General features: G+C 67.3%; 13 protein-coding genes. 11 read left to right on the forward strand and 2 right to left on the reverse strand.

The genetic code is table 11. From position 1 onward, the window contains the following. Nucleotides 1–120: 120 nt before the first annotated feature. From lptB to rph, 3 genes are all read left to right on the forward strand, one after another. Nucleotides 121–867 carry an LPS export ABC transporter ATP-binding protein gene (gene lptB / locus HZA32_04435; protein ID MBI5423308.1) on the forward strand — a complete coding sequence of 249 codons (747 nt, stop codon included), beginning with the start codon at nt 121–123 and terminating at the stop codon, nt 865–867. A gap of 110 nt (nt 868–977) precedes the next feature. Further along, nucleotides 978–2,024 (forward strand): HPr(Ser) kinase/phosphatase, encoded by a 1,047-nt coding sequence (gene hprK, locus HZA32_04440; protein ID MBI5423309.1) that lies wholly within the window; start codon nt 978–980, stop codon nt 2,022–2,024. A gap of 154 nt (nt 2,025–2,178) precedes the next feature. Next, the gene (gene rph, locus HZA32_04445; GenBank protein ID MBI5423310.1) at nt 2,179–2,928 is read left to right on the forward strand and encodes a ribonuclease PH; all 750 of its coding nucleotides are present in this window, start codon (nt 2,179–2,181) and stop codon (nt 2,926–2,928) included. 253 nt (nt 2,929–3,181) lie between these two features. Here the strand turns inward: rph and HZA32_04450 are convergent, their stop codons facing one another. After that, nucleotides 3,182–3,673, reverse strand: coding sequence for a hypothetical protein (locus HZA32_04450; GenBank protein MBI5423311.1), 492 nt, complete (start codon nt 3,671–3,673; stop codon nt 3,182–3,184). 243 nt (nt 3,674–3,916) lie between these two features. Here HZA32_04450 and sucC point away from each other — a divergent pair, with 243 nt between their 5' ends. The 3 genes from sucC to HZA32_04465 are packed head-to-tail and all read left to right on the forward strand — an operon-like array spanning nt 3,917 to nt 6,583. Next, on the forward strand, nt 3,917–5,098 hold the full coding sequence (gene sucC, locus HZA32_04455; protein MBI5423312.1) for an ADP-forming succinate--CoA ligase subunit beta: 1,182 nt from the start codon (nt 3,917–3,919) through the stop codon (nt 5,096–5,098). A 26-nt stretch (nt 5,099–5,124) separates the two neighbouring features. Continuing rightward, nucleotides 5,125–6,048 carry a succinate--CoA ligase subunit alpha gene (gene sucD / locus HZA32_04460; GenBank protein MBI5423313.1) on the forward strand — a complete coding sequence of 308 codons (924 nt, stop codon included), beginning with the start codon at nt 5,125–5,127 and terminating at the stop codon, nt 6,046–6,048. Between the two features lie 46 nt (nt 6,049–6,094). Next, a complete protein-coding gene (locus tag HZA32_04465; GenBank protein MBI5423314.1) occupies nt 6,095–6,583 on the forward strand; it encodes a hypothetical protein in 489 nt (162 codons plus the stop codon). Nucleotides 6,584–6,756: 173 nt separating this feature from the next. On the opposite strand, the gene HZA32_04470 is transcribed toward HZA32_04465, so the two are convergent. Then, the gene (locus HZA32_04470) at nt 6,757–7,857 is read right to left on the reverse strand and encodes a hypothetical protein (GenBank protein MBI5423315.1); all 1,101 of its coding nucleotides are present in this window, start codon (nt 7,855–7,857) and stop codon (nt 6,757–6,759) included. A gap of 210 nt (nt 7,858–8,067) precedes the next feature. Between HZA32_04470 and HZA32_04475 the strand changes: the two genes are divergently transcribed. The 5 genes from HZA32_04475 to HZA32_04495 all read left to right on the forward strand — a co-directional run bounded on the left by HZA32_04475 (nt 8,068) and on the right by HZA32_04495 (nt 15,140). After that, complete coding sequence (locus HZA32_04475; GenBank protein ID MBI5423316.1) at nt 8,068–9,657, forward strand: DUF1553 domain-containing protein; 1,590 nt, start codon at nt 8,068–8,070, stop codon at nt 9,655–9,657. 56 nt (nt 9,658–9,713) lie between these two features. Beyond that, entirely contained in the window at nt 9,714–11,123 is a 1,410-nt protein-coding gene (locus HZA32_04480; protein MBI5423317.1) for a DUF1501 domain-containing protein, read from the forward strand. Next, nucleotides 11,120–13,423 carry a hypothetical protein gene (locus tag HZA32_04485; GenBank protein MBI5423318.1) on the forward strand — a complete coding sequence of 768 codons (2,304 nt, stop codon included), beginning with the start codon at nt 11,120–11,122 and terminating at the stop codon, nt 13,421–13,423. Before HZA32_04480 ends, HZA32_04485 begins: the two co-directional genes overlap by 4 nt. A gap of 128 nt (nt 13,424–13,551) precedes the next feature. Then, the gene (gene lexA, locus HZA32_04490; protein ID MBI5423319.1) at nt 13,552–14,172 is read left to right on the forward strand and encodes a repressor LexA; all 621 of its coding nucleotides are present in this window, start codon (nt 13,552–13,554) and stop codon (nt 14,170–14,172) included. A gap of 320 nt (nt 14,173–14,492) precedes the next feature. Beyond that, on the forward strand, nt 14,493–15,140 hold the full coding sequence (locus HZA32_04495) for a hypothetical protein (GenBank protein ID MBI5423320.1): 648 nt from the start codon (nt 14,493–14,495) through the stop codon (nt 15,138–15,140). The last annotated feature ends 1 nt before the right edge of the window (nt 15,141 follow it).

Below are 15,141 nucleotides of genomic sequence, written 5' to 3' on the forward strand. Positions count from 1 at the left end.
GTGGAGCGCGTTGACCCCAACGCGCTTCCCGCGCACGTCGACCTACCAGCGCGTTGGGTTAAACGCGCTCCACCTCGCGAATACGTTTTCAGTCCGGCCGCAAGCACCGACCCTACCCGCATGACCGCCACCGCCGCGGAGAATTTCGAAATCCACACCGAGGGCCTGGTGAAAACCTATGGCCAGCGCACCGTCGTGAACGGCGTCAACATCCGCGTCCGCGCCGGCGAAGTCGTCGGCCTGCTCGGCCCCAACGGCGCGGGCAAGACGACGACGTTCTACATGGTCGTCGGCCTCGTGCCCGCGACCGGCGGCAAGGTTTTCATCAACGGCCAGGACGCCACGCATCTCCGCATGCACCGCCGCGCGCGGCTCGGCGTCGGTTACCTGCCGCAGGAAGCGTCGATCTTCCGCAAGCTCACCGTCGCCGAAAACATCCTCGCCATCGTCGAGACGCTCCGCGGCGTCTCCTCGAAGGACCGCGCCGCCCTCGTGAAGCACCATCTCGAGGAGCTGAGCATCAGCCATCTCGCCGAGCAGCCCGCCTACACGCTCTCCGGCGGCGAGCGCCGCCGCCTCGAGATCGCCCGCGCCCTCGTGACGCGCCCGCGTTTCCTGCTCATGGACGAGCCGTTCGCCGGCGTCGATCCGATCTCCGTTGCCGAGGTGCAGAAGATCATCCTCGAGCTGAAGCAGCGCGGCATCGGTGTGCTCATCACCGACCACAATGTCCGCGAAACGCTCCGCATCGTCGACCGCGGCTACATCATCCACCGCGGCAAGGTCATGACCGAGGGCAGCGGCGAGTTCCTCATCAACGACCCGCAAGCCCGCGAGCTGTATCTGGGCAAGGATTTCAATCTGTGAGCTGTCGGCGTTCAGCTCTCAGCCATCAGCTCAACGCCCCTGAAATCACCGTCTTGCCTCCGTTCTCCAGAGCTGAAAACTGACGGCTGATCGCTGACCGCTCCCCGACCATGCCCACCAAAGCCATCAACGGCATCACCGTCTCGCACTTCTACGAGACGTATAAGACCAAGCTCCAGCTCGAGCTGCTCACGGGCGAGGAAGGCATGCACCGCCTCATCAAGGAGGGCTCGATCAACCGCCCCTCGCTCGCGCTCACGGGCTTCTTCAAATATTTCGCGAACAAACGCATTCAGGTCCTCGGCGCCGCCGAGATGACGTTCCTGAAAACGCTCACGCAACGCCAGCAGATCGAGATCTTCGCCGAGATGGTGAAACGCGGCATCCCGTGCCTCGTCCTCACGCGCAACTACAACGCCACGCACCCGATGCTCGCGGTCTCGCTGGAGATGCACCTCCCGATCTTCCGCACGCCGATGATCACGATGAATTTCGTGAACGCGGCCACGCTGTGCGTCGACAACGAGTTCGCCCCGTCCGGCACCGAGCACGCCACCACGCTCGATATCAAAGGCATCGGCGTGATGATCCGCGGCGACTCCGGCATCGGCAAATCCGAGTGCGCCCTCGCGCTCATCGAGCGCGGCCACTCGCTCGTCGCCGACGATCTCACCTGCCTGCGCCTCGTCGACGAACGCGAACTCACCGCCAGCTCGCGCGAACTCAACCGCGGCTACATGGAGTGTCGCGGCATCGGCATCATCAACATCGCCGAAATGTTCGGCGTGAAAAGCATCCGCCTCGAGAAACGCGTCGACATCGTCGTCACGCTCAAGGAGTGGAGCCCCGAGGTGATCGAGGAACGCACCGGCCTCGAGGAGAATTTCTACGAGATCCTCGGCGTGAAGGTGCCGCACATTGAATTCTACGTGCGCCCCGGCCGCGACATCGCCCGCCTTGTCGAAGTGGCCGCGATGGTGCAGGCGCTGAAGATCATGGGGCACGACCCCGCGAAGACTTTCAACGACCGCCTCATCGCGCACATGCAGGAGCAGGCCGCACAGAAGACCACGACGCACCGCATCGCCGAGCCACGCACGCCGTTCGTCCCGCAGCAGTTTCAGGACGACGAAGAGCCGCCGGCGAACCCGAGCTGAGGATCAACGGAGAACCAGGGACGGAAAACGGAGGACAGCAGACAGTCCGCCGATTCCGGCTCCGCTCGCCGCCCGCAGTTCTCCGTCACTCCGTGCGCGGTCGCGCCGTCTTCCGTCCTTGCCCCCGGCGCGAGCCACGCGTCTGCTAGCGCCCATGTCTACCCAGCCGCGCGCCGACGGCCGCAAGTTCGACCAGCTGCGCCCCATCACCCTCGAGGCCAACATCGCCCCTCACGCCTCGGGCTCCGTTCTCATCGGCTTCGGCCACACGCGCGTCATCTGCGCCGCGACCATCGAGCCGAAAGTCCCCTCCTGGATGCGCCAGCAAGGCGTCACCGGCGGCTGGCTCACCGCCGAGTATTCGATGCTCCCCTACTCGACGCACGATCGCAAACAGCGCGACATTTCCAAGGGCAAGATCGACGGCCGCACCGTCGAAATCCAACGCCTCATCGGCCGCTCGCTGCGCGCCATCATCGATCTCCAGAAACTCGGCGACAACACGCTCTGGATCGACTGCGATGTCCTCCAGGCCGACGGCGGCACGCGCACGGCGTCCATCACCGGCGCCTACCTCGCCGCGCGCCTCGCGATCCAGAAGCTCCTCGACGCGAAGAAAATTTCCGAGAACCCGCTCACCGATTCCGTCGCGGCCGTCAGCGTCGGCCTGTTTAACAGCCAGCAATTGCTCGACCTGAACTACATCGAGGACAAGGACGCCGCCGTGGACTTCAACGTCGTCATGACCGGCAAGGGCCAGTTCGTCGAAGTGCAGGGCACCGGCGAGGAATCCACGTTCTCGCAAGAGGAACTCGACGGCCTGCTCGGCCTCGCCCGCAAGGGCCTCCAGGAACTCGCCGGCATCCAGTCAGCCTTCCTCGCGAAGCAGCTGTTGAAGTTCTGAGCACCGCGCTCTCTCGCGGCTTGTCGGTGATCGCCGCCGTCCCGAAGGCGAGAATCATCCGCCTCGCGCGGAAAACCGCGTGTGCTCCACGAAGGCCCGCAAGGTTGCCGGTGGTAGGGGCCGTTGCCCTCAACGGCCCTTCGTCCGCGTTCTGGTCTCGCGCTCGCGTTTTTCTCGTCTGCACGCGAGGGCGGTTGAGGACAACCGCCCCACCGTTCTCCGCTCGCGCGCTCCCGCCCGATCTCCGCGGCGTTCAGCCCGAGTGCTTCGCGTCGCGCGCGACGGCTTCCGCCTTCAGCGCGCTGAAGTTACCTTCCTCGCAATTGCGCACGAAGCCCTCGGTCACGCTTTTCAGGTCCTCCCAGCGGCGCCGGATGGCTTTCGCCTCCTCCTTGGAAATCTGGTTGTCCGCCGCGGCCACGGCGATGACGCCGAGCATGTCCGCGAACTCCTGCACGATGTTGTTCGTCGACGGGATGAGATTGATGTCGTGCGGCTTGGTCTTCGGATTGGTGATGAAGAAACCGCCTGCACGCTCGCACACCCACTGCGCGATGCGCGCATCGTTGGTGATCTTCAACAGCTGCTCGATGCGGTCCAGCGGGTTGTTGGCGCCGCTGCCGGTCTCGTCGGCGGGCGGCTCGGCCCACTTGTAGATGAGCGACAGGGACAAGCCCATGTCACCCGCGATTTGTTTCGCGCTGGTCTTCTTGAGCACCTCCTTGAGCAGCTCGTGCGAATGCATACGCGCGCATCTTGCGCGGCGCGGGGCGCAACGCAATCACCGACCTTGCGCCGCTTTGCGTATCTGTTCCCCGGCTCGCCCTCGCTTCCGACGCAGTCCACCGCCCACCTTTAGCCCACGGCGGCTTATGCTCCGCGTGCGGGAACGCCCCGGGTCTCTTATGATGCGTTTCGGCCAAGGGACGCGGCATCTTTTGGGTGTCATTCGGCTGGTTTTTGTGGCTTAAAAAACCCCTCTTTTCCCATGAACATTCACGAGTATCAGGCCAAAGCCTTGTTCGAAAAATACGGGGTGCCGGTGCCGAAGGGCGTGCCCGCCCGTTCGCCCGCCGAATTCGAGTCCGCGCTCTCGGCGCTGGGCGAGGCTCCGTATGTCGTCAAATCCCAGATCCACGCCGGCGGACGCGGCAAAGGCACGTTCACCGACGGCTTCAAGGGCGGCGTCAAATTCGCCAAGACCAAGGCCGAGGCGCTCGACTACGCCAACAAGATGTATGGCAACACGCTCGTGACCGCGCAGACCGGCACCGCCGGCCGCAAGGTCCAGACGATCTACTTCACCAAGGCCGCGGACATCTCCAAGGAATACTACCTCGCGATTCTCCTCGACCGTAACACCTCGAAGCCCGTCATCGTCGCCTCCACCGAAGGCGGCGTCGAAATCGAGAAGGTCGCGCACGAGACGCCCGAGAAGATCTTCAAGGTCTTCATCGATCCCGCCGTCGGCCTCCAAGGCTACCAGGCGCGCCAGCTGGCGTTCCAACTCGGCTTCACCGGCGACTACTTCAAGAACGCCGTCAAACTCATCACGAATCTCTATCGGATGTTCTGGGACACCGACGCCTCCATGGTCGAGGTCAACCCGCTCATCACCACGCCCGCCGGCGAAGTTCTCGCGCTCGACGCCAAGGTCTCCTTCGACGACAACGCGCTCTTCCGCCACAAGGACATCGTCGACCTCCGCGACCTGAACGAAGAGGACTCCAAGGAAATCGAAGCCTCGAAGTTCAACCTCAGCTACATCGCGCTCGACGGTAACATCGCCTGCCTCGTCAACGGCGCCGGCCTCGCGATGAGCACGATGGACATCATCAAACACTTCGGCGGCAACCCCGCCAACTTCCTCGACGTCGGCGGCGGCGCCTCGAAGGAGCAGGTCCAGGCGGCCTTCCGCATCATCCTCACGGACCCGAACGTGAAGGGCATCCTCGTGAACATCTTCGGCGGCATCATGGACTGCAACACGATCGCCACCGGCGTCGTCGCCGCGGCCCGCGAGCTCGGCCTCACCATCCCGCTCGTCGTGCGCCTCGAAGGCAACAACGTCGCCGCGGGTAAGAAGACCCTCGCCGAGTCCGGCCTCAAGATCGAGTCCGCCGACTCCATGGCCGACGCAGCCCAAAAGATCGTCAAACTCGTCGCCTAACCGCCCACCGCTAACCGACCACTTCAATGGCTATCATCGTCAACGAAAAGACCAAGGTCCTCGTCCAGGGCATCACCGGCGAGTTCGGCGGTCGTCACACCAAACTCTCCCTCGACTACGGCTCCGCCATCGTCGCCGGCGTCACGCCGGGCAAGGGCGGCCAGTTCTTCGAGCACGGCTCCCACAAGGTTCCGATCTTCAACACCGTCGCCGACGCCGTCGCCGCCACCGGCGCGACCGCTTCCGCGGTGTTCGTCCCGCCGCCCTTCGCCGCTGACGCGATCCTCGAAGGTGTCGACGCCAACCTCGACCTCTGCGTCGCCATCACCGAAGGCATTCCGGTCCGCGACATGATCCAGGTGAAGCGCGCCATGGCCGGCAAGAAGACCCGCCTCATCGGCCCGAACTGCCCCGGCATCGTCACTCCCGGCACCGGCGAAGGCTCGAAGGGCGGCTGCCGCATCGGCATCGCTCCCGGCTACATTCACAAGAAGGGCCACGTCGGCGTCGTCTCGCGCTCCGGCACCCTCACCTACGAAGCGGTCTGGCAGCTCACCGTGAAGAACATCGGCCAGTCGACCTGCGTCGGCATCGGCGGCGACCCCGTCAATGGCACCTCGCACCTCGACGTCATCAAGATGTTCAACGACGACCCCGAGACCTGGGGCATCATCATGATCGGCGAAATCGGCGGCAGCGCCGAAGTCGAAGCCGCGCGCTGGGTGAAGGCCAACTGCAAGAAGCCCGTCGCGGGCTTCATCGCCGGTGCGACCGCCCCCAAGGGCCGCCGCATGGGCCACGCCGGCGCCGTCGTCGGTGGCGCCGAAGACACCGCCGCCGCGAAGATCGCCATCTTCGAGGAGTGCGGCATCGAAGTCGCCGTGACGCCCTCCGACATGGCCGACGCCCTCGAGCGCTCCGCCAAGAAGCTCGGCGTCAAACTCGCGTAGTCTACCCAGACTGGACGGGTAGAAATCGGCCTGCGGCCCACACCAAATGAAAAATCTCCAAATTCTTCTTCGGGCCGCAGGCCTTCTTGTTTTAGTCAGCTTGTCGACGCCGCCCCTGCTCCGGGCCGAGCCAGATCCCAGCCACCTGTTGGCCAGAGTGGAGCCGGACGGCACCATCAGCGCCGGATCGAAAGCGGCCCTGCGACAGGCAGTTGAAGCCGGCCGGGCGATCCGCGTCGGATGGGCGCTGGACTTCAACAATGACGGCCGCGTCGATCTCGTTCACTGGGCCGACGCCTCGTTTCTCACTGTTTTGGGCGATGAAGTGTATGCGCAAATTCCTCCGATTCGCGAACAAGGCGGCGCGCGGAAAGGCGACAAAGTTGTCATCCAACTAGCCGAAAGCAGCCGCCGCTGGTATGGGCTTTTAGGCACGAATGGAGTGTTGGAAGGAGCGTTTGACGACAACTCCCCCAAACAAGTTGTGCCCGCGCGCATTTGGTGGTGCCTGACCGAAGGCGAATCCAAGAAATAGATCTGTCGCTTCGATTCAGGACTGCGGCGCTGATGCTCCTCTTGCGTCGGCTCCCAAGCGCTGCGGGAGGTTAAGCGGCCTCCAGAAAACTTAGCGCCAAACCCGCCAGCGGAGAGCCACAGGCACTTTCTTCGCGCTTGGTCTGCCGTGCCTGGCCCGGTTTTCGCCACACCTTACGCCACCGCGTCGACCTCGATCTCGAACAACAGATCGTCGCGGCACACCACGCTCGCCGTGTTCACCACTGGCAACACCTCATGTGCGTGCTGCGCCTGCCACGCCTGGAAATGCCGCACATCCGCCGCATGCCGGTAATACGCCGTCGCTCGCGTCACATGCCGCCACTCCATGCCGCGCGACGCGAGGATCGCAGCCACGACCTCCATCGTGAGATCCACCTGCCGCCGCGCGTCGCCGATCCACGCCGTGCGTCCATCCGGATGAATGCTCGCCGTGCCCGACACCGTCAGCCAGCGCCCGCTCGCGCCCACCGCGACTTCCATCGCCCGGCTGAACGAGCTGCCGTAACGCGGCGCGGGGCACTGCAGCGGTGACGCGATCTCCCGCGGCGCCGCTGCCGCACCCGATACGGCTCCCGCGCCGCTCTTCGGCCGCCACGCGCGGAAGCCCACGCTGAGCGCCGCGCCCCTCGGATTTCTGGCGCCGATCCCCGTGCTCGCCGGCAGCGACCCCGAACGCCATTGCACCGGCGCGTAGTGCGCGGTGCGCACGCGATTGAAATCCCCATACCACGCCAGGATGTCGTCGTTGTAGAACCAAGTCCGCACGACGTCGCGGAGTTCAAACCCCGCCAAATCCAGCGCCAGCTCAGCCGCGCTGAACATCTGCTGCGTCTGCGCCGCCGCGCCCAAGGTCAACGTCTGCGGCCCAACGCCGCCCAGCCAGCAATGCCGCGCAGCACCGTCGTCACCGACTGTGCCGACCACCTGCCGGCCCAGCCGGATCGGCTCCAGTGTTCTCCCGAGCCAAACCATCGCCTGCACGCCCGCGAGCGGAGTCCCGTCGCACGCCGCGCCCTCGACCCAAGTGACGGGAAACGCCACCTCGCCGAATCCCGCGCGCAACGCCTGCTCGCGTTCCGCCGCGCGATCGACCGCGCCATAGACGAACAACGCCGCGACCGCTCCGTTCACCTCCCGCACGCGCCTCGCCAAACGCCGAAACGTCGCCACCGCCTCCTCGCCCTCGCGCGGCACTTCCGTCAGGCAAAATTCCCGCACGATCGCGGAGCCGGCATCGTTTTGAAGTATCACGGAGAATGGCTCACTGCCGCGGGGTAACATGACCTCTCTGACGCGGCACGCGCCTCGCAGTTACCGCCGCGCGCCTTCTCCCCGACTCAGCATTCCGCGAACTAGGGTCCATTAGCCGACTTGTTTTGCGCAGCCTCTGCGTAGCCGCACGCCGCGCGTTCCGTCATTCTTCACCTGCGCGCCCCACGCGCCGCGCGGGTTCGGTCACCTGTGAACTCGCTCCCCTGCCCCTCCGCTGTCACCTCGATGCGCCGCTTCGCGCGCCTCGCCGCCGCGCTCTGTGCCTTGATCACTCTCGTCGCCGCAGCCGCGCCCGCGCTTTCCCCTTACGAAACCGCCGCGCACACGTCGCCGCGCTCGCAGATCGACGAACTCGTCCAAACCGACCTCACCGCGCTCGGCCTCATTCCCGCCGCACCGTGCAGCGACGCCGTGTTCGTGCGCCGCATCTTCCTCGACGCCATCGGCACCTTGCCTACCGCCGACGAGGCCCGTGCCTTCCTCGCCGACCGCGCCACCGATAAACGCGCCGCGCTGATCGACCGCCTGCTCGCGCGCGAGGAGTTCGCCGACTACTGGGCCATGCTCTGGAGCGACACGCTGCGCGTGAAAGCCGAGTTCCCCGTCAACCTCTGGCCCAACGCCGCGCAGTGCTACCACCACTGGATTCGCGACGCCCTGCACGACGGTCTGCCGCTCGACCAATTCGCCCGCGAGCTCCTCACCGCCAACGGCTCCAACTTCCGCGTCGGCCCCGCCAACTTCTGGCGCGCCTCCGCCAACCGCCAGCCCGCCGGCCTCGCACGCGTCGTCGCGCTCACCTTCCTCGGCGAGCGCGTCGAAACTTGGCCGCCGGAAAAACTCGCCGCCTTCGCCCCGCTGTTCTCGCAACTCGCCACCAAGCCCACCCGCGAGTGGAAGGAGGAGATCGTCTACTTCGACCCCACGCTCCCCGCGCCACCTCCGACCACGCGTTTTCCCGACGGCTCGCCCGCGAAGCTCGCGCCCGACCAAGACCCGCGCGCGGCCTTCGCCCATTGGCTGCTCCGCGCCGACAATCCGCGCTTCGCCCGCGCCCTCGCCAACCGCGTGTGGAGTTGGGTCTTCGGCCGCGGGATCGTGCAACCCGCGGACGATTTCCGCCCCGACAACCCGCCCGCGAATCCCGCGCTGCTCGACCATCTCGCCGCCTCGTTCGCCGCCGCGCACTACGACTTGCGCACCTTTCTGCGCGAAGTGCTGAACTCGCAAACCTACCAGTCTTCCTCGTTCGCGCCGACCGACGGCCCGCGCGCCGAAACGCACTTCGCGTTCTACGCGCCGCGCCGCCTCGACGCCGAGGTCCTCGCCGACGCGATCAACCAAGTCACCGGCACGCATGAGAACTACACCAGCGCGATCCCGGAGCCATTCACCTTCATTCCCACCGAGCAACGCGCCATCGCCCTGCCTGACGGCAGCATCACGAGCGCGTTCCTCGAAAAATTCGGCCGCCCCACCCGCGACACCGGCGAACTCGCCGAGCGCACCACGACCACCACGAGCGCCGCTCAACGCCTGCACCTGCTCAACTCGACGCACATCCAGCGCAAACTCTCCCAAGGCCCCGCCCTAGCCGCGCTCCTACGCCTCAAGCAGCCCATCGACGAACTCTACCTCACCTTCCTCTCCCGTCCGCCCACGCGCGCCGAACGCGACGCCGTCAACCGCTACCTCCGCGATCATCCGCAATCCCGCCGCGCCGGCCTCGACGTCGCCTGGGCCCTGCTCAACAGCGACGAATTCCTCCTCCGCCACTAGCCCCGCTTCTTGGGTAGGGGCGCTTGCCCCCAAGCGCCCTTCCCGCTCCCGCCGCCATGTCCCTCCACCACAGCGAAGACCCGCACCACTGGAATCTCGACACCGAGCTGCGCACGCTCGGCCTGCGCGGCGCACCCATGACGCGTCGCGACGTCCTCCGCCTCGGCCTGCTCGGCGCCGCCGGTCTCGCACTCGGCTCCCGCTTCGCCTCGGCTGCCGAACGCCTCGCCCTTCCTTCCGCCGCCTCCGCGCCCGCAACGCCCGTCGTCACCGCTCGCGCCCGCTCCGTCATCCAAATCTGGCTCTGGGGCGGCCCGTGCCACCTCGACACCTTCGACCCCAAACCCGACGCAGGCTCGGCCTATTGCGGCCCGCTCACCGGCACCGCCGACACCAACGTCGCCGGCATCCGCATCGGCGAACTGCTCCCGCTCCTCGCTCGCCAAGCCGACAAATACGCCCTCCTCCGCAGCCTCAGCCACGGCAACAACTCGCACGAAACCGCCGCCTACATGGTGCAAACCGGCCAAGCCGCCGGCCGCGACGTCTTCCCCGGCGCCGGCGCGGTCGTCTCGCTTTTCAAAGGTTACGACGCCGGCTACCGCGGCCTGCTGCCGCCCTACATCGTGCTGACCGAGCTGCAGGGCCGTTTCTCCGAGTCCGGCTTCCTCGGCGCCCGCTACCGCCCGTTCGCGACCGGCGGCGATCCCGGCGCTGACCGCTTCGTCGTCGAAGGTGTCGTGTCGCCCGACCTCGACGAGGCCCGCCAGCGCGCGCGCCGCGACCTGTTGCATCAGCTCAACACCTACGAACGCGCCGCGCGCTCCGGCGACCCGCGACTCAAGGCCCTCGCCCGCTGCGAAGACGAGGCTTACGAGATGATCCTCGGCGACGCCGGCAAAGTCTTCGATCTCTCCAACGAACCCGCCGCCACCCGCGAGCGTTATGGTCGCAACACCTTCGGCCAGTCCTGCCTCATGGCGCGCCGCCTCGTCGAAAAAGGCGTCCCCTACATCACCATCAACTACAAGGGCTGGGACACCCACAAACAGCACTTCCAACAGATGCGCCGCAAACTCCCCGAGTTCGACCGCGGCCTCGCCACGATGCTCGACGACCTCGCCCAACGCGGCCTCCTCGACTCGACGATCGTGTGGGCCGGCGGCGAATTCGGCCGCACGCCGAAAGTTCTCTGGGAAGCACCCTGGAACGGCGGCCGCGGCCACCACGGCAAAGTCTTCTCCGCGCTCGTCGCCGGCGGCGGTTTCCACGGCGGCCAAGTCATCGGGGCCTCCGACGCACACGGCGAGGAACCCGCCTCCGCTCCCGTCGCGCCCTCCGACCTCATCGCCAAAATCTACGGCCAGCTCGGCATCGCCGCCGACGCGCGCCTCCCGCACCCGGAGGGGCTCGACCTCCGCGCCGTCCCGACGAACGCCGGCCAAAACCTCGCCGCCCTCACATGAGAATCGTCTTCGCCAGGTGGAGCGCGTTGACCCCAACGCGCTCTTCTTTCGCTCCGATCATCACACTCATCTCGGCGCTTTTCGCCTTCGCATCGCTCTCCGCCCAACCGGCCAACGCCCCGCGTCCGCCACCGCACCTCGCCTTCGCCTACCCCGCCGGCGCGATGCGCGGAGCGACCGTCACGCTCACTCTCGGCGGCGAACATCTCGCCGACGCCACACTCGTTCACCTCAACGGCCCGGGCATCAGCGCACGCATCACCGGCTACGAGCGCCCGCTGAACCAACGCGAGGCCGTCGACCTCCGCGAACAAGCCGAGCAACTCCGCAACAAACGCCGCTATCATCCCAACCAGTTCACTGCCGCCGACGCGAAGAAACTCACCGAAGTCCAGGACACCCTCGCGCGCCGTAACCCGAACCCCAAAACGCCCGCGCTCGCCGAATCCGTCACACTCGAGCTCACTGTCGCCGCCGACGCTCCGCTCGGCGCCCGCGAACTCCGCCTCGCCACAACCACCGGCCTCTCGAATCCCCTCGTCTTCGAAGTCGGCACGCTCCCCGAAATCACTCCGCCCGTCGTCACCGCCACCTCCGCCGGCCAGCGCAAGGGCGCACAACAGACCGCGACCCAACGCAGCGCGCCCCTCGACGTCACGCTCCCCGCCATCGTCAACGGCCAGATCCTGCCCGGCGAAATCGACACCCTGCGTTTCACCGCCCGCCGCGGCCAGCAACTCACCTGCGTCCTCCACGCGCGCGCCCTCATCCCTTACCTCGCCGACGCCGTGCCGGGCTGGTTCCAAGCCGTGCTCCACCTCCGCGACGCACACGGCCGCGAGATCGCCTTCAACGACGATTTTCAATTCCGCCCCGATCCCGTCATCGGCTGCGAGATCCCCGCCGACGGCACCTACGAACTCGAAATCCACGACGCCATCTACCGCGGCCGCGAGGATTTCGTTTACCGCGTCACCCTCGGTGAATTGCCCTTCATCCGCAGCGTCTTCCCCCTCGGCGCCCCGCGCGGCCAACCCGTCACGCTCGCGCTCACCGGCTGGAATCTCCCCGCCCCCACGCTCGAATTGCCCGCGCCCACCTCGCCCGCCGGCACGATGCTCCTCTCCGTCCGCCGCGACGCTCACCCCTCCAACCAGATCCGCTTCGCCATCGGCGACACACCCGAGATCACCGAGCCCGCGCAACCCGCCACGCCGCCGCCTCTCCTTCCCCTGCCCACCGTTGCCAACGGCCGTATCGCCGCGCCCGACGAGCGCGACACCTATCGCTTCACCGGCCACGCCGGCCAGCCAATCGTCGCCGAAATCTTCGCGCGCCGCCTCGACTCCCCGCTCGATTCGCTCCTCGAACTCCACGCGCCCGACGGCCACCACCTCGCGCGCAACGACGACACCGAGGACAAGGCCGAAGGCCTCCTCACGCACCAAGCTGACTCGCGCCTCGCCACCACGCTGCCCGCCGATGGCGTCTATACACTCACCGTCGCCGACACCCAGCACCGCGGCGGCCCCGAATTCGGCTACCGCCTCGCGGTCCACACCGCGGCGCCCGATTTCGCGCTGCGCGTCACGCCTTCCGCCGTGAACCTTCCCGCCGGCGGCAGCGCGCTCGTCACCGTCTTCGCGCTGCGCCACGACGGCTTCGACGGCCCCATCGACCTCGCCCTCGACGCGCCGAACAACGGCCTCCGCCTCAGCGGCGCGCGCATCCCCGCCGGCGCCGACTCCGTGCAACTCACCCTCAGCGCTCACCCCAGCCTCGCGCCCAGCGCGCCGCTCCCGCTCGCGCTCCACGGCACCGCCACCCTCGCCGGCCGCTCGGTCACGCACGCCGCAGCCGCTTGCGACGACACAATGCAAGCCTTCCTCTGGCGCCACCTCGTGCCCGCCGCGCAGTGGCTCGCCCAAATCACACCGCGCGCGCCCGGCCTGCGCATCGCCTCGCCGGAAATCGCCCGCCTCGCGCCCGCCCAACCGCTCACCGTGAAAATCGAGCTCGCTCCGCCAAGCCCCGCCTACGACGCGCTCGCCGCCGAACTCATCAACCCGCCGCCCGGCCTCTCCATCACCGCCTCGCGCCTGCGCGGCCGCACGCTCGAGCTCACGCTCACCGCCGAATCACTCCCGCCCGCCGGCCAGCGCGCGGGCAACCTCATCTTTTCGATCAGCGGCACGCGCGCCAATCGCAGCGCCAAAGCCGACACCAAGAACGCCGCCAAACCCCGCCCCCTCGGCCTAGCCCCCGCCTTGCCCTACGAATACGTCACCGCTGCACGCTGACCGGAACCGCGCGCACGCCCACGTCGGACACCCGCTGTCCCACCCAGACCCGGCCCGGGAAAATTTTCAGCGACTTACATTTTTCCTGCCGCTTGCGCGCCGATGCCTGTAGTGTTCACCTGAACACTATGGCAGACGCAACGCCTCTCACCGACCGACAGCGCAGGGTCCTCGACTTCGTCCACGCCCACCAACGCCAGCACGGCCACTACCCGAGCCTGCGCGAGATCTGCGCGCATTTCGGCTTCGCCAGTCCCTTCGCCGCCACGCGCCACCTCCGCGCGCTCGAAGCCAAGGGCGCCCTCGAACGCATCGCCGGCAAAGCCCGCGCCTTCGCCACGCCCGCCCATCGCCGTCGCGCCGCGCTCCTCGACATCCCGCTCTACGGCACCATCCCCGCCGGCTCGCCCACTGCCGCCGAACAGGAGCCCGACAGCTACGTCGCCGTCGACGCCACCTCGCTCGGCCTGCGCGCCACCAGCCGCGTCTTCGCCCTGCGCGTGCGCGGCGACTCGATGCAGGACGCCTCGATCCTCGACGGCGACCTCGTCTTCCTCACCCCGCGCGAGCCGCGTCCGCGCGACATCGTCGCCGCCCTCATCGACGGCGAATCCACGCTCAAGCGCTACCTCGTCCAACGCGGTCGCCCCTTTCTCCGCGCCGAAAACCCAAAGTATCCGGACCTCCTCCCCGCCACCGAACTCCTCATCCAAGGCGTGATGGTCGGCCTCCTCCGCCGCCACGCCTGAATCTTTCTCTTTCCTCCGCGCTCGCCCTTCCGCTCATGTCGCGCTCGCACGTCTATCTCACCACGGATTGCACGGATAATTTCGGATTAGCAGATCACACTGCGAAGTCATCGGGCTCATCCGTGATAATCAGTGTAATCCGTGGTCAAAAAAAACACTCGCCGGCGGCATCAGCCACGTCCTCGCCCATCTGGCCCACGCTTCGGCGCCTTCCGTGTGTTCAGTGTCTTCAGTGGACCACTCCGCACGCTCGTCTTTCAGCCGCTCACTGCGGCGCCGCATGAGCTCGCCGCGCGCCGCCACCGCCTTCTCTCCGCCCGATGTCCGCGTCCGATCAAATCGCCCGCCTGCGCCAGCAGCTCGCCGCCCGTTTCCCCACGGCGCAGCGCGCCGCCGGCCGTGCGCTGGCGACGGGCATCCCGGCCATCGATGAAACCACCGGCGGCGGCCTGCCGCTGAGCGCCGTCACCGAGATCGTCGGCGCCGCTCCGAGCTGCGGCATTTCTCTCCTCTGGGGCCAGCTCCTCGCCGCCACGCGCGCCGCGCAAACCCGCGCCGCACTCATCGACGCATTCGACGAGTTCGATGCCACGTCCTTTCCCGCCGACCTGCTCGCGCACCTGATCTGGGCACGCTGCGGCGGCATCACCGAAGCGCTCGCCGCGACCGATCTCCTCGCCCGCGACGCCAATTTCGGCCTCGTCCTCCTCGATCTCCGCCACGCGCCGCTGCGCGAACTCCGCCGCGTCCCCTCCACCTCGTGGTATCGCCTCCAACGCGCCGTCGAGCCCGCCGATCTCGCGCTCGTCGTCGCCACCCCCGCCGCCTGCGTGCCGAGCGCGCAACTCCGCCTCGAACTCGACCACGCCGCCACGCTCGACGAACTCGCCCGCGAACGCGCCGCACTCGCCGCCGCCCTCGCGCCCGTCCTGCAACGCCAGCGCCGCTCCCTCGCCGCGGCCGGTTGAG

This window comes from Opitutia bacterium (genome assembly GCA_016217545.1).
Taxonomy (GTDB): domain Bacteria; phylum Verrucomicrobiota; class Verrucomicrobiia; order Opitutales; family Opitutaceae; genus Didemnitutus.